This window comes from Rhodococcus sp. NPDC058521, from assembly GCF_042719695.1.
Lineage (GTDB): Bacteria > Actinomycetota > Actinomycetes > Mycobacteriales > Mycobacteriaceae > Rhodococcus_F.
Map to the genome: position 1 here is coordinate 217,749 of NZ_JBHXNL010000001.1, position 21,929 is coordinate 239,677.

Below are 21,929 nucleotides of genomic sequence, written 5' to 3' on the forward strand. Positions count from 1 at the left end.
CAAGCAACAATCAGTCCAGGAGGACACACAGTGGCGAAGGCGAAGTTCGAGCGGACGAAGCCGCACGTGAACATCGGCACCATCGGTCACGTCGACCACGGCAAGACCACGCTGACGGCGGCCATCACCAAGGTGCTGCACAACGCGTACCCGGATCTCAACGAGGCATCGGCCTTCGACGAGATCGACAAGGCTCCTGAGGAGAAGGCTCGCGGTATCACGATCAACATCTCGCATGTTGAGTACCAGACCGAGAAGCGCCACTACGCGCACGTCGATGCCCCGGGTCACGCCGACTACATCAAGAACATGATCACCGGTGCTGCCCAGATGGACGGCGCGATCCTCGTGGTTGCCGCCACCGACGGCCCGATGCCCCAGACGCGTGAGCACGTGCTGCTCGCTCGCCAGGTCGGCGTGCCGTACATCCTCGTCGCACTGAACAAGTCCGACATGGTCGACGACGAAGAGATCATCGAACTCGTCGAGATGGAGGTCCGGGAGCTGCTCGCCGGACAGGACTTCGACGAGGACGCACCGGTCATCAAGGTCTCGGCTCTCAAGGCACTCGAGGGCGACGAGAAGTGGGGTCAGAGCATCCTCGACCTCATGAACGCTGTCGACGAGTCGATTCCGGACCCGGTCCGCGCAACCGACCAGCCCTTCCTCATGCCGGTCGAGGACGTCTTCACGATCACCGGCCGTGGCACCGTTGTCACGGGTCGTATCGAGCGTGGCGTCATCAACGTCAACGAGGACGTCGAGATCGTCGGCATCAAGGAGAAGGCGACCAAGACCACGATCACGGGCATCGAGATGTTCCGTAAGCTCCTCGACTCCGGTGAAGCCGGCGACAACGTCGGTCTGCTGGTTCGTGGTATCAAGCGTGAAGACGTCGAGCGTGGACAGGTTGTCGTCAAGCCCGGCACCACCACCCCGCACACCGAGTTCGAGGGCCAGGCCTACATCCTGTCCAAGGACGAGGGTGGCCGCCACACGCCGTTCTTCAACAACTACCGCCCGCAGTTCTACTTCCGTACCACGGACGTTACGGGCGTTGTGACCCTCCCCGAGGGCACCGAGATGGTCATGCCCGGTGACAACACCGAGATGTCCGTCAAGCTGATCCAGCCTGTCGCCATGGACGAGGGCCTGCGCTTCGCGATTCGCGAGGGTGGCCGTACCGTCGGTGCCGGCAAGGTCACGAAGATCATCGCGTGATCTAGTTTCACCACTGCTCTGTGGCGCTCACTCCTTCGGGGGTGGGCGCCACAGGCGGTTTCGGTGGGTCGATGTTCAGATCGTGCGCGGGGTATCCGGTGGGTCGAGGTGCAGCAGCACCTGGGTGGCGACGTCCGCTCCGTCGAGACAGCGTGCGACACGGGCCGCGATTGCTTCCGCACGTGCGGTGAAGTGCTCCAGATCCAATCCGGGTTCGGCAGTGACGACGACGGACACTGTCGGCAGGCCCCGCTCGACGATTGCACGGCCTCTGGTGTGGCGAACACCGGGATGATCGCGAAGTTCCTGGGCGACACTGCGTGCGAGGCGGCGCAGGTCCACGGAAAGGATTCCACGCGTTTCGGGGTCGTGAATACGGGCTGACGGTGAATGGCGTCGCGTGAAGTTGACGTAGAGAACGCCGACGCCGAACAGGAACGCGCCGACACAGGCTCCCAGCAGTGCCCACGACCACCAGGACTCGTCCGGCAGCGTCGCGACTCGGATTCGGTCGAAGGTCGCCACCCTTTCACGTGCGAACGGCACGCCTGTGTTCCAGGCAAAGGCCCATGCCCCGGCGACGAGAAGCACGAGGCCGATGGCCAGGGCGATGAACCGGTTGAACAGCGACGCGCGGTGGCTCACTCGGTCACCTTCACTCGGAGGGTCGGTGTGTGCGTGAGGATCGAAAGGTCCGGTTCGAATGCAGAGCGGACTGCGACCTCCGGATCGGTGTGCTCGCCGTCCCTTTCATCGCACGTGACACGGACAGTGAGACGGGTGCGCCGCACGGTCGTCTCGGCGGTGGTGACCCGCGGGACGGTCAGAGCCCTATCGCTCGCCCGGCGTGCGAGGTCGATGGGGCGCAACCAGACGACGGTCTCGGCGTCTTCTTCCGAGTGCACACCCCGGTGCGTTCGCCGTCGCGGGACAAGTGCGCAGACGACGAACAGCGCCCCGATCGCGACGGAGGCGGCGGCCACCGGTACCAACCAACCGGACCAGTGCAGTCGTCCCAACCATTCGAACGTGTTCCGGATCCACGGCGCCCCCGAGTATTGCTCGCCTTCGATGAGCAGCTCGCGGGCAGTTATGACCGACAGTGCGAGTGCGAGCACCGCGACCACACTCGCCACCGGGGCGGCAACGGGCTTCGCTCTCGGCGAGTGTGCGGGTGTCGTCGTCGTGTGTGCGGGCGGCATTGCATCACGGTCCACAGCTGAGTCGTCCACAGCGGAGTCGTCGAGGCCTGTGTTGTGGCGGACCCGTCTGGTGTCGGCAACGATCACGTGCAGTGAGTGAACGGGGAGCCCCGTCATGAACTCCACCTGCTCGTTCACATCCCGCTGTAGGCGACTGTCGAGAACATCCAGTCGGCACGGCCATTCGACGGCCACATAGAGATTGATGGCGACAGCTCTCGCGCCGATCGTCACATCGGCGCGTGGCAGATCTCGGTGGGTGAATCGAAGAAGACTGCCGGACGCCCGGACGACACCCGGGACTCTCAGGGCCGCGGTGGTCGCGATCCTGGCGATCACCCGTTCCTTGATCGCCAACTGCCCACGGCCGCCGGGTTCGTCCGTGCTCGGCGCTTCCGACACAATAGTTTCCTCCGCCTCGCCTACCACTACAGCAACAGTAGTGACCGTCGCTTTCCTCGATCCCGCCGATTCGCTCCTCGCCCATAGGGGAGCTAACACTTCTGGTGCCCCGTTTGGTAAGACGGAAACCACAAAACTGTGACGACGCCCAGAATTCCGGGCGAGTGTGGTCGACGACTCGTCGTCAGGCGAGGGTAACGGGATGGGGTACCGATAGTGCAGCGAGCAGTGATCGTCGGGGCCGGGTTGGCCGGATTGCGGGTGGCCGAAGAGCTCAGGCGTGCCGGGTTCGGGGGTGAACTGGTGTTGGTCGGTGGCGAAACACACCTGCCATACGACAGGCCGCCGCTGTCGAAAGAGGTGGTGCGCGGCGAGCGGGACGACACCACGCTCAAACCCCGCGAGTTCTTCGACGAGGAGAAGATCGAACTTCGGCTCGGGTCTGCTGCTGTCGGTCTGGACACCGTGACACGAGAAGTGAAGCTCGAGGGCGGCAGTGCGCTCGGCTACGACGAACTCGTGATCGCCACGGGCCTCACGCCACGCAAGATCGCAGGTCTTCCCGACCTCGGCGGGGTCCACGTACTTCGCTCCATCGACGAGAGCCTGGCGCTGCGCGAGGAGTTGGCTCCCGGCAAGAGGGCGCTGATCGTCGGAGCCGGATTCATCGGCTGCGAGCTGGCCGCGAGTATGAACTCGGGCGGTGTTCACGTGTCGCTGGTGGAGCCGCAGTCCGCGCCGCTCGCGTCGGTCCTCGGTGAGCAGGTGGGGGAACTGGTCGGCCGGTTGCACAAGGAAGCAGGAGTCGATCTCCGTGTCGGCGTGGGGCTTGCGGAGCTTCGGGGCGACGGCCGTGTGTCGAGTGCCGTACTGACCGACGGCAGCGAGATCGAGGTCGACGTGGTGGCCGTCGGTATCGGGTCGATTCCGGTGACGGAGTGGCTGGCCGGCTCCGGCGTCGACGTGGACAACGGTGTGCTGTGCGACGAAGTCGGGCGAACGAACGTGTCGCACGTGTGGGCGGCAGGCGACGTCGCGGCATGGCAGGTCGACGTCGGTGGGCGCAAGCGAGTCGAGCACTGGAGCAACGCCGGGGAACAGGCGAAGATCCTGGCAGGGGCGTTGACGGATACATCGGACCCGGATGCGGCCGTCCAGGTTCCCTACTTCTGGAGTGACCAGTACGGCCTCAAGATCCAGGCACTCGGCACCGTCGCTGCCGGTGACACCGTGCACGTGGTCAAGGACGACGGGCGGAAGTTCCTGGCCTACTACGAGCGTGACGGCGTACTGGCCGGAGTGGTCGGAGCCGGCCTGGCCGGCAAGGTCATGAAGATGCGCGGACAGATCGCCGGCGCCGCAGCCATCGGCGACGCGCTGGAGGCTGCGTCGGCGTAGCGGCAGCCGTCACGATAGATTTGTGCCGTGATCGTTGCACTCATCGACTCGGGTCTTGGCATGTTGCCGACGTCGGCGTGGTTGCGGAAGCTGCGCCCCGACCTGGACTTGATGCTCGCGATGGATCCGGACGGTGCCCCGTGGGGGCCGAAACCGGTCGATTGGGTGGTCGAACGTGTCGTCGGTACGGCCGCTCAGGCATTGGACCGGGGTGCCGAGGTGATCGTGTTGCCGTGCAACACCGCCAGCGTCACCGCCTTGGAGCACGTGCGTGAGTTCGTCGGTCCGGACATTCCGGTGATCGGAACGGTGCCGGCCGTCAAACCGGCGGCGGCAGCGTTTCCAGCGGTCGCAGTGTGGGCGACGGCGGCTACTACGGCGAGCCGCTATCAGGCCGATCTCATCGAGCGGTTCGGCAACGGTTCCAGTGTGGTGCCGGTTGCGTGCCTCGGACTTGCCGAGGCGATCGACCGCGGCGAGAAGGAGCGGGTCCGCGAGGCAATCGCGTCGGCGGTCCTGCGCACCCCGCCGGAGACCGCGGCGGTGGTGCTGGGGTGCACACACTATCCGCTGGTGGTCGACCAGATCGCCGAGGCGCTTCCCGACGGCGTGCAATTGTTCGACAGTTCCGAGGCGGTCGCTGCACAGACTCTGCGCCGTATCGATGGACTCGGTCGCCCCGCGGCGGGCGACGGCACGGTGACCGTGTACCTCAGCGGCCGGTTGGGAGAACTGCCGGCGAGCGCGACCAACTTCGACGCTGGACGGATTCTCGCCGCACCGTCGCTGTTGTAGCCGACCTCGCTACTCAACCGAGCTGGAGCATGCCGGCCGCGACGACTCTCGCGACGCTGCCGAGCTCCTCGTCCCTGCTGTCGCCCCGAGTCACCGAGAACGTGGCAGCGACCCAGGCATTGGCGCACGCTCGCAGCGTTTCGGGTCGCACCGGATACGGAACGCTGGCCTGCAGAATCCGCACGGTTGCGTCACGAACGTATGCCCGGAACTGGCGCAGTTGTGCGCGAACCGCGGGCTGAGTTTGCGCCTCGCGCCACAGGATCAGACGCAGCAGCGAGGTGTGGCGATCGAGCATGTTCAGGGCGGTGTCGAGTGCGACGAGGCTCTTTGCCGGGTCACCGGGCGTGACGATCGGCGACACATCCGTCATCGGCTTGGTCGGCAGCCGCTCGGACAGGAGCGCTTGGAGGATCTCCGGCTTGGTCGGAAAGTAGTAGAAGACGAGTCCTTTCGGCACGCCGGCCAGCTTTGCGATGCGTGCTGTGGAGGTGGCGTCGTAGCCGTCGCCGCCGATGAGTTCTTCTGCGGCATCGAGGATGAGTTCACGGGTCTTGCCGTCACGGTTGGGCACATCCTGCTCCCGACGTGAGGGACGGGGCGCGGGTCGGTGCCCGCGCCCCGTCCGGCCGGTATCGATTTCTCGGCGGGTGTCAGTGGTGGGTGGCCAGCCCTCCATGTCCGTGCATTCGGGAACTCATCATCGGTAGTCCGGTGACCGCGACGACTACCGCGAGCACACCTACCACCCAGGCCGTCCAGGCTGCGCCACCCATTCCGGAGAAGCCCATGACCCACGGCGAGAGGAAGAGCAACACACCCATGATTCCCATGGCGTATTCGGCCCAACCCATTTCGGGACGAGCCATGTGGACCAGACCGGACAGTGCCACGAGTGCACCGAGCACGATGAGAGACCACCGAGCGGCGTTGTTGGTGTCGACCCACATCGGGGAGAGCGCCGCGAAGACGCCGATCACCACCGCCACAACATCTTGCATACGACTCCACGACTTCATGTCGAGCCTCCTCGAAAACGGATTGTGTCCACCTCCAGTACATGCCTGATCGACCGACCGATCAATACCTTGGCCCGTTGCATTCGGATAACGCAGGCGCAGGTCAGGGTACATTTGTGACCTTTTCGGTCGCTGTCGGCACCGGGCTTCGGGTCGCGTGGAACAGTATGGGAATGGCGCAGCGAGCGGTTGACGTGCAGCGCGCTCTCGCCGCTGTGGCGGACGAGAACGACGCAGTGAATCTGGCACGGTTCTTCAAGACCGGGCCGCGTGAATACGGCGAGGGGGACACCTTCATCGGGGTACGCGTTCCGAGGACGCGAAAGGTGGTTCGCGATCACATCGGACTACCCGCAAGCGAGGTGATGTTGCTGATGGACAGTCCTGTGCACGAGCATCGGCTCGCCGGGTTACTCATCCTCGTCGAGCAGTTGTCCGCCGCGCAGAAGGCCGGTGACGAGTGTGCTCAGGAGGAGTCGGTGATCCTCTATCTTGATTTCGTCCATCGAGGCCGCGTCAACAATTGGGATCTGGTCGACGCTTCTGCGCCGAACGTGCTCGGCGGCTGGTTCTTCGATCGTCCGCGAGACACCGTGCACCGACTGGCCGAGGACGAAGACCTGTGGCGCCGTCGAGTCGCGCTACTGACCACCTTCGGTTTCATTCGTAGAGGAGACGCATCCACGACCCTCGAACTGGCAGAACGCGTGCTCGCAGACCGGCGTGACCTCACCCAGAAGGCAACCGGTTGGATGCTGCGGGAAGTGGGCAAACGCGTCGACCGGCAGTTGCTGACGGGCTTCCTCGACCACTTCGCTGCGGACATGGGAAGGACCGCACTCACCTACGCGTGTGAGCACCTCACCGCAGAAGAGCGGGCCGACTACCGCGCTAGGCGGTGACTGTCAGCAGTCGTTCCGGGGTGACTCCTTTGCTGCTCGATCAATACGTGACTTCGGTAACGCCGGGAATGATCCAGCACACGCCCTGAGACTCGATCTGTACGCGCACTCTGTCGCCAGCACCCACACCTGGTGTGAGGACTTTCCCACTTGCGTCGACCGTGGCGACGTTGCCAAGCGGAAGAGCCGGAGGAGGCGGAGGAGCTGGAAGGGTTCTGACCCAGGTGACCTTTGCCCCGGTCAGTGTCGGCGCGAAAGTCAGCGTGGGTGGCATCCCGAGCGCCGGGGTGACGGTGGCACCTGTCACAAATGTCGGAAACGGGCACACCCCAATGGCTCCCGGAAACGGGATCGGCCCGGCGCTTGCGACCGGTGCGGGAACCAGTGCGATCACGCCGGCGGAGGCCGCGACGAACACGGCCGCGGATATGCGAAACTTTTTGGTGCTCGACATGGCGTACTCCTTCAATCGTGTGAGATTGCTACATATCGACTATGTGCTCGATTCGTGGATTGGCCACGAGTAGTCGACTACTCGTGTTCCCGTCGGTGACATCGACAGGAAGGCACGTAGTCGTCTACGCGAGCATCTGACGCTCCGCCGTCGCAGACTGGGTGCGTGGACGATGCACTTGATCCCTACGAGGTGGCGCTGCGCCAGCTGCCCACGTCGTATTCGCTGGCCTTGCGTCTTCGGGATGCGCGTGTATCGGACCAGGTGATCTGCGAGTACCTCGCAATCGAGCGGGAGGCACTCCCCACAGTGTTGCGCATCGCCGAGGAGAAGCTCGCGGCAGCATTCGCACGTGGATTGGACCCTGGATGACCTCGCTGTCAACGGAGTAACGTATACAGAATGTCCGGGGGATGGCCCCTTGCGGGCCGTGCGGAAGAGTTGGTCTTCCTCGAAAACGCGTTGTCCGGTAACAAGGACTACGCGGGTGCCGTCATTTCAGGACAGTCGGGAGTCGGCAAGAGCCGTCTCGCCCGGGAGGCATTGACAAGTGCCGAATCCAGGGGCCTTGTTGTGCGGTGGGCAGTGGCCACAGAATCTGCACGGACCATTCCGTTGGGAACATTCGCGGAGTGGGCGAGCGAACCGCACAACAATATGGTGCAGTTGGTGCGTGGGGTAATCGATGCACTGACCGATCGTCTCGCAGCAGCGGAAGTCGTTGTCGGCGTGGATGATGCGCACCTCCTCGACGACATGTCTGCATTCGTCTTGCACCAGTTGGTATTGCGACGTGCCGCCAAGGTGATCATCACCATCCGTAGTGGCGAGCCTGTACCCGACGCGGTACGCGCTCTGTGGAAGGACCACCATGTGGAGATTCTCGAACTTCAAGCGCTGTCGGAAAGTGAGAGTGCCGAACTGGTGTCGTTGGTGCTCGGCGGGCCGGTCGCTGTGGGAGCTGCGCGGCGCCTGTGGAAGCTGACCCGTGGCAATCTCCTCTACCTGAGAATGGTTGTGGACCACGAGCGCGCCGTCGGTCGGTTCCGACGCGAAGGCGACTTCTGGAACTGGGTCGGGGGGCCGGTCGCATCGGCGAGCCTTGTGGAACTGATCGAATGCCGGATCGGGGACCTTCCGCCACACGTCGCAGAAGTTCTCGACATGCTGGCGGTAGGCGAGCCGCTCGAGATCGGGGATCTCGAGCGGCTCACCTCATCGGTCGCCGTCGAGGACGCCGATACCCGCGGCCTGCTTGCGATCTCACCTACCGATACTGGACTGGAGGTGCGAGTCGCCCATCCGCTGTACGCGGAAGTTCGTCGTGCCCGCATTGCCTCCACGCGAATGCGACGCCTGCGGGGCATTGTTGCGAACACGACAGACAGCGTCGACGGAGACGACCCTCGGCGCCTCGTTCGTAGAGCAGCGTTGATGCTGGATTCGGATCTACCCGCAGAACCGGCGCTGTTCACCGCAGCGGCCGCGCGTGCGCTGTGGCTGGCCGACCCAGCTCTCGCCGACAGGCTTGCTGCCGCCGCAATCGACGCGGGTGCCGGTCCAGAGGCGGGATACATACGCGCTCACACTCTTTCGTGGCTCGACCGGGGCCAGGAAGCAGACGCCGTCTTGCGCAGCATCCCCACAGCAGGATTCGGAGACTCGGAGAAGGCGCGGCATGTGTTCCTGCAGGCAACAAATCTGTTGTGGACGCTACGTCGGCCGGAGGATGGAAAGAACCTCGTCGACGAGGCGATGTCGTCGTGCGGACCGGATGGGATGCCGTGCCTTTCGGCTTTCCATGCGTTGTATTGGACGGCAATGGGGTGGCCACAGCGTGCGATCGACGCCGCACAGTCGATCGATCTGACGAAGCTTTCTCCTGTGGTGGCGGCGGTCACCTCGTGGGCATTGGTTGTGGCGCATGGCGAAGCGGGGCATATCGACGAGGCCGTGCGAATCGTCCGGGATGCGTTCGGTCTCGTTGAGAAGCATCTGGAAGCCGCGCGACTGCGATTCGTACTCGCCGACGCGTACGTCGACGTGCTCGTGATGGCCGGCCGAAACAGCGAAGCGCATCAGGTCGCGTGCCAACTGCAAGAACAGGCGATGGATCTTCCAGGCGATGCACAGGTTCTGGGCGACGCCGTGGCCGGCCATGCGGCCCTCGGCACGGGGGATGTTTCCGCTGCACAGCAGTTGCTGACCCGTGCTGTCGATGTCGTCGTCGGTATTCGGGACGCTAACGGATTCGGCTACCGGTACCAGCTCGCGCGCGCTCAGGCCATGGCGATGGCGGGACATCCTGCGGCTTACGACGCACTCGAGGATGCCGGGAGACGACATCATCCGAGTTGGGGGTTACTCGACCCTGCATTCGGGCTGACGAGAGCATGGGTCGCGGCGGCACGTGGTGTGGACTGCGATGCTATCTCCGCGGCTCGTTCGGCAGCCACCCTCGCCGCCGAAAGAGGACAGTTCGCGTGGGAAGTTGTCTGTTTGCAGGCCGCCACACAGTTCGGTGATCGCACCACCGCTCACCGATGCGCCGAGCTGACGTCCAAGGTCCGGGGTCCACGTGCGCCCGCGGTCGCAGACTACTCGGCCGCACTGGCATCCGCCGACGCTTCGGCATTGCAGGGCGCGTCGATCCTGTTCGAGAACATCGGTGATCGGGTCGCGGCAGCTGACGCCGCCGCGCAGGCAACCGTTGCCTATGCGCGCCAACAGAAGCGCGGCTCGGCGTCGATATCGGCTGCTCGCGCTGCTCGTTTGTCAGCGGAGTGCGGTGGAATATCCACACCGGCAACACGTGAAGCAGCGCACCCGTCGCCCCTGACTTCTCGGGAACGCGAAGTGGTTTCGTTGCTGACACTCGGACTGACGAATCGTCAGATCGCCGAGAGGTTGACACTGTCGGTCAGGACTGTGGAGGGCCACCTGTACCAGGCCGCTGCGAAGACCGGCGCCGCCAATCGTGCGGAACTCGCCGCCATCATCTCCGGTGAGTGATCCAGGGCAAAGTCCAAGACTGCGCGGGGCCACTTCGCCCGGGGGTGATTCCTTTCCACCCTTGTGATGATGGTTTTCGGCGCCGTGATCCCTGAAAGTTGTAGGTGTTCAACCGAACACGGAGTCCTCAAACAGGGGAACCGAACTAGGGCGTGTCTGCTAAATATTCGTGGTTCCGTGCGCGATGCTGCGTGAGTGTTGCGTGCTGATGAGATCTCCGACGACCTGTGGGCTGCGATCGAACCCGTCTTCCCTGCGCTGTCCGGTCGCCGGGGACGCCCCTGGAACGACCACCGTCTGACGCTCGAAGCGATCGCCTGGAGATTCCGGACCGGGTCTCCGTGGCGGGACGTACCCGATCATTTCGGGGCATGGCAGTCGATTTGGGAGCGTCATCGTCGTTGGTCCGACGACGGCACCTACGTGCGGATGTTCGCTGCCGTGCGCGCCGCCGCCCCGGAAGACAGCCTGCATCTCGAGCGCCTTTTGTCGATCGACTCGACGATCGTGCGCGCCCATCAGCACTCCGCCGGTGCGCTCACCGATGCTCACACAGGGGGCTCGATCGAATGACAACAATCTCGCCCACGAACCCGCCGACCACGCACTCGGTCGCTCACGCGGTGGTCTGAGCACCAAGATCCACGCACTGACCGACGCGCACTGCTGCCCACTGACGCTGATGCTCTCGGCTGGGCACGCTGGTGACAACCCGTACCCGGCGCCGCTGCTCGAGGCGCACCGCACCCACGACACCGCCGCCTTTCGTCTGCTCGCTGACAAGGCATACTCGCATCCGAGCACTCGAAAGCACCTGCGTGAACGCAAGATCTCGCACACCATCCCAGAGCGCCGCTACCAGATCGCACACCGCAAGGCCAAGGGATCAGCCGGCGGCCGGCCACCCGGATTCGACAAGGCCCGCTATCGCGAACGCAACACCGTCGAGCGCAGTTTCGGTCGACTCAAGCAATGGCGTGCGATAGCCACCCGCTACGACAAATACGCCACCACCTACCTCGGTGGAGTACTCCTCGCGTCGCTCGTCATCCACTACCGCGTCCGCAATTAACAGACACGCTCTAGGGACAAAGCGCTACCCGAGGCGCCCGGCCGGTGGATCGACACCGGCCGGTCGCGTCTGCGCGCTCGCACGGTAGGACGTTCCCGACACCCGGTCGCGTGGCTGAGGTCCGTATTGACGCGGCGCCGCGGGGTGAGCACCCTCCGGCCGGAACCGGTCAGTGTCAATGAGGTGCTCGACCGTATGGTCGCACTGCCAGTGAGTATGTGGCTATGGGTTCGACCACCATTCGATTCGGCACATGGGCCCGATGTCTCAGGACTTCGCGGCCGCTTTCGGGCTCGGCTTCACGGACCGCCGGATCAACATGGTCGATGCCAATGGTGTGTGCATGGCCAGCATCCAGGCCCTGTATCGCAGACTGGCCGAGTTGGAAGCGGAGGTCGCCAAACTACGGCTATGACCCTAGCTGTACCTGGAAGCTAGCTCAGTGGACGAATCCTATCGGCCATCAGCGTCTTGGCGAAGCACATGCTCAGGGGCATGCCCGTGAAAGGTCCGTAATTGTCGATCACCCTGTACCCGGCACGGCGGTACAGGGTGATCGCTTCTGATTGACGGACTCCGGTCTCCAGGACCGCGTGCCGGAAACCTTCTTCACGAGCCCAGACTTCGAGGGCGGTCAGCACCGAACCAGCGATGCCTCGCCCGCGGTGAGAGGTCGCGACAAACATGCGCTTCAACTCGATGTCGCACCCATCGAGGCGGCGGAATGCTCCGCATCCGACGGGTCGGTCGTCGTCGAATGCCAGGACCACCGAATCCGTCGAAGACAACACGTTGTGTTCGTCATACGCGTCCTGATCGTCGCCGTAACGATCATGCAGATCGGCGTCGAGTTGCTGGGCGAGTGCACGGAAGTCGAGGTCCGCGGAGGTAGTACGCCGCAATTCGAGCATGGCCGACATCGTAGCGGGCTCACGCAGCAGGTGGGCGCCCGCTAGATTCGATGGCATGACAGCCTCCGCCCCAGCCCGACGCCGGACCCAACGCAGGCTTGTGGCTGTCGCCGTGCTCTCGGCTCTCGCGTTGATCGTTGCGGGCGTGCTGTGGTGGGCACCGTCGCGATACCTGCCGTGGGACACCGCGAAGTTTCCCGACATCGACACGTCCTCCCTTTCGCCCCTGCAGGCCGATGTGGTGCGACTGATCGAAGAGGAGCACGGCAAGCAGCAGCCCGGCACGCACTACTCCGAGGGCGTGGAAGAGCCGTGGTGCGCGAACTTCGTCAGCTGGATCATGCGCGAGGCAGGTAGTCCGTTGTCGAACCCCAACTCGGGAAGTTGGCGCATCCCGGGCGTCTACACGCTGCAGGAGTACTACGAGTCGCAGTCACGGTTCGAGTCCGTGGAAAGCGGATACCAGCCGGTTGTGGGCGACGTGGTGCTGTACGACAACAGCAGCTGGGTCGGTCAGCACACGAACTTCGTGGTCGCGGTGGACGGTACGACCGCAACCACCGTCGGCGGCAACGAACTCGGAAAGATTCGAGTGCACACCGTCGACTGGGCCGATGATTCGGCGGTCGTCGGGTTCGGACGACTGGTCTGAATCAGAACTCGATCTTGAGGTGGTCGGTGACGGGGCGGGCCTGGCAGCCGAGGATGTAGCCTGCCTCGATGTCCTCCGGGTCGAGGATCTCGCTGTTCTCCATTTCGACCTTGCCCTCGAGGACGGTGCAGGCGCACGATCCGCACTCGCCTTCCTGGCAGGAGTAGGGGACGTCGATTCCCTTGGCCAGCATGATGTCCACCAACGTCTGCTTGCGTGGCCACGACATGCTGTGTGTCTCGCCGTCGAGTTCGACTTCCACGGTGGCGGCGTCGGCGGCTTCCTCGTCGGTCACCTCGACAACTTCGGCATCCCGGAACGGATCGCCGGCAAGGGAATTGAACACCTCGGCGTGGACCTGAGTTCGTGGCATACCGGCGTCGGCGAGTGCCTTGTGGATCGTGTCCATGAACGGCGTCGGCCCACACATGAACGCTTCGTGTCCGAGGTAGGGGGCCGCCACGTTGGCCAGTTGCTCGGCGCTCGGGAGGCCTTGGAGCGTCTCGAGCCAGTGGATGACGACGAGTCGAGACGGATATTGCTGCGAGAGTGAACGAAGCTCGTCCGCGAAGATGACCGACTTCTCGTCACGATTCGCGTAGAAGAGAACGACCTTGCCGGTGCCCTCGGTGAGTGCCGATTTCAGGATCGAGATGACGGGAGTGATACCGCTACCCGCACCGAAAAGCAGGAAGTCGTGGTCGAACGACTTCGGTGTGAAGACGCCGGAAGGGGGCAGGACCTCGATCGAGTCGCCCACGTCGAGGTTGTCACACAGCCAGTTGGAGCCGTAACCCTCCACCGTTCGTTTGACGGTGACCTTCGGCGCATCGTCGGTGAAGGGGGAGCTGGCCAGCGAGTAGCAACGCGCTACCGAGCCGGTCAGGTCGCTGGGAATACGCAGCGTCAAGAACTGGCCAGGCTTGTACTCGAACTTGGCGGACATGTCCGTCGGCACGTCGAAGACGATGGAGTAGGCATCGGGGGTCTCCTCGATCACCTTCGACACGGTGAGCAGCACCGACCTGGAGCTGTGCGGCACCTCGACTGTCGTCATCGCGGCTGTGGTCCTCTCGTCTCGCGTCGGAATCACCGGCGCAGATAGAACGTGTTCTAGTTTCAGCGTAGCAGCAGCAAACCTCTCGCGGTACACCGTAACCATCCGCCCCCTTTTGCTCCGACCAATGTCGCACCGGTTCGCGCGAGCCGAACGCGTGTGACATTCGTCGGGGTCAGCGGGGGCGGTTTGCGCGCCACGCTTCGAGGAGTCGAGGCATCTCGCCGGCGAAGTAGTCGAAGAAGTCGCGGATCGCGGTGATGCGATGGGCTGCGAGGGTATTTTCACCCAGAATTTCGACCCCATGGGATGCCACTTCCGAGAACTCGACGAGCACGCTCTGTCGCTTGACGAAGGCGTTCGCCCACATGTCGGCGCTCACGCGGTAGTGCTGACGACGAGATCCTGGAGCGGGGACTCGCTCGATCAGGCTGACCTGAAGGAGATAGCGAACCGCTCCGGAAATGGCTGCCGGGCTGACGCCGAGGCTGGTTGCGAGTTCGCCAGGTGTGATCGTGTCCGACTGGTCGGACATCATCGCCGCCCAGACGCGGGCGGGCATGGGGGGAAAGCCCATGGACACGAGCACCATCGACAGCTGCTCGACGAAGTGGCGCAGATCGTCGGGGTCGGGAGCGCGCGTGTTGTCCTGGGTGGCCGATTCGGCCGGCGTCGAAGTGCTCAAGGTAGGTGGGACCTCCGTCGAAATATTCCTTGTTCTGAATCTTCACACATTCATGAAGTAAGTGTAGTGTCCGAATCATGGTAGCGGCAATCGCGGTAGAAAACCTCGTCAAGACATTCGGGTCGACGCGCGCCCTCGACGGTCTCGACCTCGAGGTCACCGCGGGCCAGGTGCACGGATTCCTCGGCCCGAACGGTTCGGGCAAGTCCACGACCATCCGGGTGATCCTCGGTCTTCTTCGAGCCGATTCGGGCTCCGTCCAGATGTTGGGTGGCGACCCCTGGCACGACGCCGTCTCGCTTCACCGCCGGCTCGCCTACGTACCGGGCGACGTCAATCTGTGGCCGAACCTGACCGGCGGTGAGGCCATCGATCTGCTCGCCGGATTGCGTGGCGGCCTGGACGAATCGCGCCGACGCGACCTGCTCGATCGGTTCGAACTCGATCCCACGAAGAAGGCCAGGACTTACTCGAAGGGCAACAGGCAGAAGGTGGCTCTGGTGGCCGCATTCGCATCCGACGTCGACCTCTACATCCTGGACGAACCGACCTCCGGTCTCGATCCGCTGATGGAGTCGGTGTTCCAGGATTGTGTCGCGGAGGCATCGGACGCCGGCAAGACGGTTCTGTTGTCGAGTCACATTCTCGCGGAGGTCGAAGCGCTGTGTGATCGCGTCAGCATCATCAGGGAAGGCAGGACCGTCGAGTCGGGGACCCTCGCCGAATTACGTCATCTCACGCGCACGTCCGTGAGCGCCGAGACCGAAAGGCCGGTCACCGGGCTTGCCGAACTCGCCGGCGTGCACGACGTTCGGGTCGACGGACTGCATGCCACCTGTGAGGTCGACACGAGCGAGATAGCAAGGGCTCTCGAACATCTGCTTCCCTTCGGGGTGCGGTCCCTGACGTCCACCCCGCCGACGTTGGAGGAACTGTTCCTCCGTCACTACGGCGACGAACTCGAGCGCGAAGGCCGGAACCACGCTCACGCCGAAGCAGAGGTGTCGTCATGACCGCCGCAACGGTTGCTCGCCCGGCGAGGTACGCGCCGGCCCGCTCCGGCGCGTACACGGGAACTCGAAGGCTGATCCGATTGGCGTTGCGCCGGGATCGTATTCAGATCCCGATCTGGCTGATCGCACTTACGGCTTTGATGGCGGTCTCCGCATCCAGCGTGATCGGGCTGTACCCGACCGCAGCGGAGCGCCGTGAGTTCGCCGTCACCACCGCGAAGTCTCCGGTGGCACTGGCAACCAACGGTCTGATCTCCGGCGACAGTGTCGGTGCGGTCACGGCGAGTCAGACGGTCATGTTGATGTCCGTTGCTGCCGCGCTGATGAGTATCCTGCTGGTGGTGCGTCACACCCGGCAGAACGAGGAGACCGGTCGGGCCGAGCTGATCGAAGCAGCGGTCCTGGGACGCAAGGCCTTGCTCACGGCGGCGCTGGGCGTTGCCGTCTGCGCGAATCTTGTTCTCGCGTTTCTGATTGTGGGAGTGCTTGTCGCCCAGGGATTCGCGCTGGGCGGCTCCGTGCTGCTCGGCCTGGGCGTCGGCGGAGCAGGCATCGTCTTTGCCGCGGTAGCGGCGGTCGCAGCGCAGGTCACCGACGGTGCTCGCGTCGCGAACGGTGCAAGTGGTGGCATCCTCGGTGCCGCGTTTCTGTTGCGTGCGATCGGGGACATGTCGGGCAGCGTGTCGGACGACGGAATTCGGGTCACGGCCGGGTGGGTGTCATGGCTGTCGCCGATCGGTTGGGCCGAACAGACCCGGCCGTACGACGTCGATGCCTGGTGGGTTCTCGGTCTCTTCGTGGCCGCGGCGGCGGTGGGAATTGCGGCAGCATTCGCGCTGACCGAAAGACGTGACTTGGGGGCAGGTCTCTTCGCGACCAGGCCGGGCCCCGCCCGGGCTGCTTCCTGGCTGCCGACCGTGCTCGGGTCTGCGTGGCGAATCCAGCGCGGAACGCTGCTGTGGTGGGGATTCGGAATCGGCGTGATCGCACTTGCCTACGGGGCGATCGGGGACCAGATCGACGACTTTCTCGGGGAGGGCGACGAAGCCGCCGACCTGATGGCGAAGCTCGGCGGCGGCACCTCCGACATGGTCGATGCGTACTTCGCCGCCATCTTCGGGATGATGGCGATCGGGGTGGCCGCGTACGCCGTGCAGGCACTGTTGCGAATGCGCGGAGAGGAATCGGCGGGCCGTCTCGAATCGGTCCTCGCGACGGCAGTCGGAAAGCCGCGGTGGGTGCTGGCGCACGTGTCCTTGGTGGTCGGGGGAGTGATCGCTCTTCAGGTACTGGCCGGTGTCGCAACAGGATTGGCATACGGCCTCGTGGTCGGCAACCCGTTGGGGGAGATGGGCGACTTGACGGTCGCTGCCCTCGCCTATACGCCCGCGGTTTTCGTCGTTGCCGGCGCGGCGGTGCTTCTGTTCGGTGCGGCGCCGACGCTCAGTTCCGCATTGTCGTGGGCCGTTCTGGCCGTCTGCCTGATCACGGGTCTGCTCGGTTCTCTGCTCGGGCTACCCGAGGCGGTGAAGGAGGTGTCGCCGTTCAGTCACGTGCCCGCGGTACCCGCCGCGACAGTCACCGCGGCGCCTCTCGTCTGGCTCACGCTTGTTGCCGTAGCACTGGCGGCAGCGGGAATCGTACTGTTCCGCCGCCGGGACCTGTCGACGTGATCAGGTCACTTGTCGGCGTGGATCACCAGCCAGCCGCCGTGGTGGTCGAAGACCTCGAAGGGGCGCCGCGTGCTCGCACCGAGCTTCTCGAGCACGCCGCTGTCGAATGTGCGGACGTGCCCGTGACAGGCCTGCGCCTCGTCTTCGTACGGAACCGCGACGATCACCCGCTCACGGGCGATGCGGAGAGCCTCGGTGAGGACGGAGTCACCCACGGTTTCGTCCACGTGCTCCATCAGATGAACTGCGGTCACGGTGTCCACGCTGCGATCCGGGACGGGCACCTCGGCGGCGTTGCACACGAGGGTTTCGATCGTGAGTCCGAGCCTGGGTGCCACGGCGTCGAGCAGTCGCATCGCGCCGGGGAGGATGTCGGTCGCTGTGACCCGAATGCCGTTCTGGGCCAGTCGTAGTGGCAGGAACCCGAAACACGAGCCGAGGTCGAGGACCGATCCGCGTACCAGTTCGGCGGCCTTGTCGTGAATGGGTGCGAAGTCTGCCGAACCGTCCAACAGCTCCCGTAGTGAGTTGCGGTAGTAGATCTCCCACGAGTCCAACGGTTCGGGAACGGTCGAGCGGACGAGTCCGACCATCGTCGACTCGAATTCGGCCTGACCGAACCGTGCGTCGGCGATCGAAGACGTCACTTCGGCGACGAGGCGTTCGCCGAGTTCCTCGGCGCGGAGCGAATGGGTGACCAGTAGTTCGCCGCCCGTGCGGGTGAGGGTGATCGGTCCGCTCTCCACGTGCCGAACGGTGACTCGGCCATCGGTCCACCGGCCCGGCGGGCAGGGGGCAAGTGAATCGAATGCTTCGGGTGTGGTGGAAGTCGTCATCTCGGCACGCTCTCGTCGAGGGTTCGCAAGCCGTCCGACAGCTGCTTCATGCCGGAGGCGAGGAGATCGGTGAGTTCGAGAGTAGCGTCCGCGAGCCACTGTTCGTAGGCGGACATGGCAATTCCGAGGAGAAGATATCCGGTCGTGCGTGGTCCGTGGTCCGTAGGGCTCACGCCGAGCCGTCCGGCGACATACTCGGCCACCACCCTTCGCCAACCTTCGTACATCACCGACGAATATGCTTGCAGCGTAGGTGTTTGCAAGATGAGGCGCATACGTTTTCGGTGCATGGCCGCGGCATCGGCAGGAACGGTGTTGAAGTGCAGCAGTGCCGACGTCAGCGCCTCGGCCATCGGCATGTCGGCGGGAAGCTCGGCAAGTTCCGCTCGCATCATTGCCAGGTGGTCGTCGAAATCTCCCCAAGGTATGGCGTTCTTCGACGGGAAGTAGCGGAACAGTGTGCGGCGTGCGATACCAGCTGCTTCGGCGACCTCGTCGACGCTCGTCTCCTCGAATCCCTGCGCGGCGAAGAGCTCGATCGCCACCGTGGCGATCCGATCCTGCGTAGTGGATGGGTGCCTACCTATCCGACTGGACGGTTTACGCCGACTACTCATGCAAATTTCACCTCCACCCCTGTCATTATGCACTCAATGCCATTACAGTGGTGAACCAAGTCACAAGAGGTGGAGGTAGTGGCCCAGATCGCGTGACTCACATCATCCGATACATCGATGCAGGAGGACCCCATGTCCGATCGTGACAACAACGCCGTGGACACCGAGCTGGTCGAGGAATCCCTCGTGGAAGAGGTGTCCATCGACGGCATGTGCGGCGTGTACTGATCGTGATCGATCTCGATGTCGGTTGGAAGATCAATCCGCAGGTGGCGCTGCGCCCCGAACCGTTCGGGGCGCTGCTCTACCACTTCGGAACACGAAAGCTGTCCTTCCTGAAGAACCGCACGATCGTCGCCGTGGTCGAAGCACTTCCCGACCATCCGAGTCTTCGGTCGGCACTGCAGGCCCAGGGGATCGACGACGCCGGAGTACCCCGGTACGCCCGCGCATTCGGCACGTTGGCCGAGTCGAACATGATCGTCCCCGACTGACCCGACCGACACGAATAATTCGTGAGCTCAACCGAATTCGTATCCTCCCAACCGTGCAACGGGGACCCTTCATGACCTCAGTACTCGAACAGTCCGCGAGTCCCGCTCCGGTCGGCCGATTGGTCGACCAGTTCGAGCTCGGGCTCGACGCACCGATCTGCCTCACCTGGGAACTCACCTATGCGTGCAATCTCTCGTGCGTCCACTGCCTGTCCTCCTCGGGGCGACGTGACCCGCGTGAGCTCAGCACCGAGCAATGCAAGTCGATCATCGACGAGCTGCAGCGCATGCAGGTGTTCTACGTCAACATCGGCGGCGGCGAACCGACTGTGCGCTCGGACTTCTGGGAGCTCGTCGACTACGCGACCGAGCACCAGGTGGGCGTGAAGTTCTCCACCAACGGCGTGAAGATCGACAAGAAGGTGGCCGCGCGTCTGGCGGCGAGTGACTACGTCGACGTGCAGATCTCTCTGGATGGCGCAACCGCCGAGGTCAACGACGCGGTGCGCGGCCCCGGCTCGTTCGACATGGCGGTTCGAGCGCTCGAGAACCTGTCGGAAGCGGGTTTCCGGGACGCGAAGATCTCCATCGTCGTCACGCGGCACAACGTAGGTCAGCTCGACGAGTTCAAGGATCTCGCGGACCGGTACGGTGCCACTCTGCGAATCACCCGTCTGCGGCCGTCCGGTCGTGGCGCGGACGTGTGGGACGACCTGCATCCCACCCAGGAGCAGCAGCGCGAACTGTACGACTGGCTCGTGGCGCGGGGTGAAGGTGTGCTCACCGGCGATTCCTTCTTTCACCTTTCCGCATACGGCGACGCCCTTCCCGGCCTCAACCTGTGTGGTGCCGGCCGCGTGGTTTGTCTGATCGACCCCGTCGGTGACGTGTACGCCTGCCCGTTCGCGATCCACGATCAGTTCCTCGCCGGCAACATCGTCTCGGACGGTGGGTTCCAGCGGGTGTGGCAGCACTCGGATCTGTTCCAGGAGTTGCGGTCTCCGCAAACCGGCGGGGCATGCGCGAAGTGCGATCACTACGACTCCTGCCGCGGCGGCTGCATGGCGGCCAAGTTCTTCACGGGCTTGCCGATGGACGGCCCCGACCCCGAATGCGTGCAGGGCTACGGCGAGAACCTGCTCGCGGATTCGCGCGGCGAGATCCCGAAGTCGAGTGTCGATCACTCGCGTACCGGTAAACGAAAGACCCCGAGGGCTCCTGTTCCGCTGACGCTCATGACGCGTCCGCCGGCAAGGATCTGTGACGAGAACCCGCTTGCGGGAATGAAGTAGAGGAATTCAGTGATGGGCAAGAACGCCTGGTTCGAAACGGTCGCCGAGGCGCAGCGACGCGCCAAGAAACGCCTTCCCAAGTCCGTGTACTCGGCTCTGGTCGCAGGATCCGAGGCCGGACTCACCACGGACGACAACGTGAAGGCGTTCTCGGAACTCGGCTTCGCGCCCCACGTTGCGGGCCTGTCCGACAAACGCGATCTCTCGACGACGGTGATGGGGCAGCCGCTGTCCTTCCCGGTGATGATCTCGCCGACAGGTGTGCAGGCCGTCCACCCGGACGGTGAGGTCGCGGTGGCGAGGGCGGCAGCTGCTCGCGGAATCGCCATGGGGCTCAGCTCCTTCGCGAGCAAGCCCATCGAGGAAGTCGCGCAGGCGAACCAGCAGACCTTCTTCCAAATGTACTGGGTGGGGGACCGGGAGCGGTTGGTCCAGCGAATGGAACGCGCCCGCGCCGCAGGTGCGACGGGTCTGATCATGACCCTCGACTGGTCGTTTTCCAACGGTCGGGACTGGGGCAGCCCCGCGATTCCGGAGAAGATGGACCTCAAGGCGATGCTGAAATTCGCCCCGGAAGGCATCACCAGGCCGAAGTGGTTGATGGAGTTCGCCAAGACCGGCCGTGTCCCCGACCTGACCACACCGAACCTCACCCCGCCCGGTGGTGATGCACCCACCTTCTTCGGCGCCTACGGCGAGTGGATGGGAACGCCACTGCCCACTTGGGAAGACGTGCAATGGTTGCGTGAGCAGTGGGGCGGCCCCTTCATGCTGAAGGGGGTCATGCGGGTCGACGACGCGAAGCGTGCCGTCGATGCGGGTGTGACAGCCATTTCCGTCTCGAATCACGGGGGCAACAACCTCGACGGAACTCCCGCCCCGATCCGGGCGTTGCCTGCCATCGCGGAGGCCGTGGGTGACCAGATCGAGGTGACCCTCGACGGCGGTGTCCGCCGCGGAAGCGACGTGGTGAAGGCGGTCGCACTCGGCGCGAAGGCCGTCCTGATCGGTCGCGCATATCTGTGGGGTCTCTCGGCGAACGGACAGGCCGGAGTCGAGAACGTTCTCGACATCCTGCGTGGCGGCGTCGATTCGGCGCTACTCGGATTGGGGCGCTCGTCGATTCACGATCTCGTGGCGTCGGACGTCGTGATCCCACCCGGTTTCGAACGACGGCTCGGAGTCGATTCCTGACAGTCGGCGCGACATGAGATCCGAGGTG

General features: G+C 64.2%; 24 protein-coding genes and 1 pseudogene. 15 read left to right on the forward strand and 10 right to left on the reverse strand.

What is annotated here, in order from left to right; genetic code table 11:
• Window positions 1–30: 30 nt before the first annotated feature.
• Complete coding sequence (tuf, locus tag ACFWO3_RS01065; protein WP_378572810.1) at window positions 31–1,221, forward strand: elongation factor Tu; 1,191 nt, start codon at window positions 31–33, stop codon at window positions 1,219–1,221.
• Window positions 1,222–1,296: 75 nt separating this feature from the next.
• Here tuf and ACFWO3_RS01070 read toward each other — a convergent pair whose 3' ends face one another.
• Window positions 1,297–1,866 carry a hypothetical protein gene (locus ACFWO3_RS01070; protein WP_378572812.1) on the reverse strand — a complete coding sequence of 190 codons (570 nt, stop codon included), beginning with the start codon at window positions 1,864–1,866 and terminating at the stop codon, window positions 1,297–1,299.
• Window positions 1,863–2,825, reverse strand: a complete 963-nt coding sequence (locus ACFWO3_RS01075) for an Asp23/Gls24 family envelope stress response protein (RefSeq protein WP_378572814.1) — start codon at window positions 2,823–2,825, stop codon at window positions 1,863–1,865. The genes ACFWO3_RS01070 and ACFWO3_RS01075 overlap by 4 nt, the downstream gene beginning before the upstream one ends.
• A gap of 216 nt (window positions 2,826–3,041) precedes the next feature.
• Between ACFWO3_RS01075 and ACFWO3_RS01080 the strand changes: the two genes are divergently transcribed.
• Together ACFWO3_RS01080 and ACFWO3_RS01085 are read left to right on the forward strand one after the other, a co-directional pair.
• Complete coding sequence (locus ACFWO3_RS01080; protein ID WP_378572816.1) at window positions 3,042–4,223, forward strand: NAD(P)/FAD-dependent oxidoreductase; 1,182 nt, start codon at window positions 3,042–3,044, stop codon at window positions 4,221–4,223.
• Window positions 4,224–4,250: 27 nt separating this feature from the next.
• A complete protein-coding gene (locus tag ACFWO3_RS01085; protein WP_378572818.1) occupies window positions 4,251–5,018 on the forward strand; it encodes a glutamate racemase in 768 nt (255 codons plus the stop codon).
• Between the two features lie 13 nt (window positions 5,019–5,031).
• On the opposite strand, the gene ACFWO3_RS01090 is transcribed toward ACFWO3_RS01085, so the two are convergent.
• Together ACFWO3_RS01090 and ACFWO3_RS01095 are read right to left on the reverse strand one after the other, a co-directional pair.
• Complete coding sequence (locus ACFWO3_RS01090) at window positions 5,032–5,658, reverse strand: TetR/AcrR family transcriptional regulator (protein ID WP_378573944.1); 627 nt, start codon at window positions 5,656–5,658, stop codon at window positions 5,032–5,034.
• A 13-nt stretch (window positions 5,659–5,671) separates the two neighbouring features.
• Window positions 5,672–6,037, reverse strand: coding sequence for an SPW repeat protein (locus ACFWO3_RS01095; RefSeq protein WP_378572820.1), 366 nt, complete (start codon window positions 6,035–6,037; stop codon window positions 5,672–5,674).
• A gap of 173 nt (window positions 6,038–6,210) precedes the next feature.
• On the opposite strand from ACFWO3_RS01095, the gene ACFWO3_RS01100 reads away from it, so the two are divergent.
• On the forward strand, window positions 6,211–6,939 hold the full coding sequence (locus ACFWO3_RS01100; RefSeq protein ID WP_378573946.1) for a DNA alkylation repair protein: 729 nt from the start codon (window positions 6,211–6,213) through the stop codon (window positions 6,937–6,939).
• 40 nt (window positions 6,940–6,979) lie between these two features.
• Here ACFWO3_RS01100 and ACFWO3_RS01105 read toward each other — a convergent pair whose 3' ends face one another.
• A complete protein-coding gene (locus ACFWO3_RS01105) occupies window positions 6,980–7,393 on the reverse strand; it encodes a hypothetical protein (RefSeq protein ID WP_378572822.1) in 414 nt (137 codons plus the stop codon).
• Between the two features lie 165 nt (window positions 7,394–7,558).
• Here ACFWO3_RS01105 and ACFWO3_RS01110 point away from each other — a divergent pair, with 165 nt between their 5' ends.
• From ACFWO3_RS01110 to ACFWO3_RS01125, 4 genes and pseudogenes are all read left to right on the forward strand, one after another.
• Window positions 7,559–7,765, forward strand: coding sequence for a hypothetical protein (locus tag ACFWO3_RS01110; protein WP_378572824.1), 207 nt, complete (start codon window positions 7,559–7,561; stop codon window positions 7,763–7,765).
• 30 nt (window positions 7,766–7,795) lie between these two features.
• Window positions 7,796–10,405 carry a LuxR C-terminal-related transcriptional regulator gene (locus ACFWO3_RS01115; protein ID WP_378572826.1) on the forward strand — a complete coding sequence of 870 codons (2,610 nt, stop codon included), beginning with the start codon at window positions 7,796–7,798 and terminating at the stop codon, window positions 10,403–10,405.
• Window positions 10,406–10,600: 195 nt separating this feature from the next.
• Window positions 10,601–11,477, forward strand: a pseudogene (locus ACFWO3_RS01120) (IS5 family transposase).
• A gap of 253 nt (window positions 11,478–11,730) precedes the next feature.
• The gene (locus ACFWO3_RS01125) at window positions 11,731–11,892 is read left to right on the forward strand and encodes a hypothetical protein (RefSeq protein ID WP_378572828.1); all 162 of its coding nucleotides are present in this window, start codon (window positions 11,731–11,733) and stop codon (window positions 11,890–11,892) included.
• Window positions 11,893–11,911: 19 nt separating this feature from the next.
• Here the strand turns inward: ACFWO3_RS01125 and ACFWO3_RS01130 are convergent, their stop codons facing one another.
• Window positions 11,912–12,445 (reverse strand): GNAT family N-acetyltransferase, encoded by a 534-nt coding sequence (locus tag ACFWO3_RS01130; protein WP_378572830.1) that lies wholly within the window; start codon window positions 12,443–12,445, stop codon window positions 11,912–11,914.
• Here ACFWO3_RS01130 and ACFWO3_RS01135 point away from each other — a divergent pair.
• On the forward strand, window positions 12,444–13,040 hold the full coding sequence (locus ACFWO3_RS01135) for a CHAP domain-containing protein (protein ID WP_378572833.1): 597 nt from the start codon (window positions 12,444–12,446) through the stop codon (window positions 13,038–13,040). The genes ACFWO3_RS01130 and ACFWO3_RS01135 overlap by 2 nt on opposite strands.
• A gap of 1 nt (window position 13,041) precedes the next feature.
• Here ACFWO3_RS01135 and ACFWO3_RS01140 read toward each other — a convergent pair whose 3' ends face one another.
• Both ACFWO3_RS01140 and ACFWO3_RS01145 read right to left on the reverse strand, forming a co-directional pair.
• Window positions 13,042–14,097, reverse strand: a complete 1,056-nt coding sequence (locus ACFWO3_RS01140; RefSeq protein ID WP_378572835.1) for a 2Fe-2S iron-sulfur cluster-binding protein — start codon at window positions 14,095–14,097, stop codon at window positions 13,042–13,044.
• Between the two features lie 175 nt (window positions 14,098–14,272).
• Complete coding sequence (locus ACFWO3_RS01145; RefSeq protein ID WP_378572837.1) at window positions 14,273–14,782, reverse strand: GbsR/MarR family transcriptional regulator; 510 nt, start codon at window positions 14,780–14,782, stop codon at window positions 14,273–14,275.
• Window positions 14,783–14,859: 77 nt separating this feature from the next.
• Between ACFWO3_RS01145 and ACFWO3_RS01150 the strand changes: the two genes are divergently transcribed.
• On the forward strand, window positions 14,860–15,795 hold the full coding sequence (locus tag ACFWO3_RS01150; protein ID WP_378572839.1) for an ATP-binding cassette domain-containing protein: 936 nt from the start codon (window positions 14,860–14,862) through the stop codon (window positions 15,793–15,795).
• Window positions 15,792–17,468 carry an ABC transporter permease gene (locus tag ACFWO3_RS01155; protein ID WP_378572842.1) on the forward strand — a complete coding sequence of 559 codons (1,677 nt, stop codon included), beginning with the start codon at window positions 15,792–15,794 and terminating at the stop codon, window positions 17,466–17,468. The genes ACFWO3_RS01150 and ACFWO3_RS01155 overlap by 4 nt, the downstream gene beginning before the upstream one ends.
• A 5-nt stretch (window positions 17,469–17,473) precedes the next feature.
• On the opposite strand, the gene mftM is transcribed toward ACFWO3_RS01155, so the two are convergent.
• On the reverse strand, window positions 17,474–18,304 hold the full coding sequence (mftM, locus tag ACFWO3_RS01160; RefSeq protein ID WP_378572845.1) for a mycofactocin oligosaccharide methyltransferase MftM: 831 nt from the start codon (window positions 18,302–18,304) through the stop codon (window positions 17,474–17,476).
• On the reverse strand, window positions 18,301–18,921 hold the full coding sequence (gene mftR, locus ACFWO3_RS01165) for a mycofactocin system transcriptional regulator (RefSeq protein WP_378572847.1): 621 nt from the start codon (window positions 18,919–18,921) through the stop codon (window positions 18,301–18,303). The genes mftM and mftR overlap by 4 nt, the downstream gene beginning before the upstream one ends.
• Before the next feature lie 132 nt (window positions 18,922–19,053).
• Between mftR and mftA the strand changes: the two genes are divergently transcribed.
• From mftA to mftD, 4 genes are all read left to right on the forward strand, one after another.
• The gene (gene mftA, locus ACFWO3_RS01170) at window positions 19,054–19,149 is read left to right on the forward strand and encodes a mycofactocin precursor MftA (RefSeq protein ID WP_378572849.1); all 96 of its coding nucleotides are present in this window, start codon (window positions 19,054–19,056) and stop codon (window positions 19,147–19,149) included.
• Window positions 19,134–19,415, forward strand: coding sequence for a mycofactocin biosynthesis chaperone MftB (gene mftB / locus ACFWO3_RS01175; protein ID WP_378572851.1), 282 nt, complete (start codon window positions 19,134–19,136; stop codon window positions 19,413–19,415). Before mftA ends, mftB begins: the two co-directional genes overlap by 16 nt.
• A gap of 71 nt (window positions 19,416–19,486) precedes the next feature.
• A complete protein-coding gene (gene mftC / locus ACFWO3_RS01180; protein WP_378572853.1) occupies window positions 19,487–20,707 on the forward strand; it encodes a mycofactocin radical SAM maturase in 1,221 nt (406 codons plus the stop codon).
• Between the two features lie 12 nt (window positions 20,708–20,719).
• Window positions 20,720–21,901, forward strand: a complete 1,182-nt coding sequence (gene mftD / locus ACFWO3_RS01185) for a pre-mycofactocin synthase MftD (RefSeq protein WP_378572855.1) — start codon at window positions 20,720–20,722, stop codon at window positions 21,899–21,901.
• Window positions 21,902–21,929: the final 28 nt, after the last annotated feature.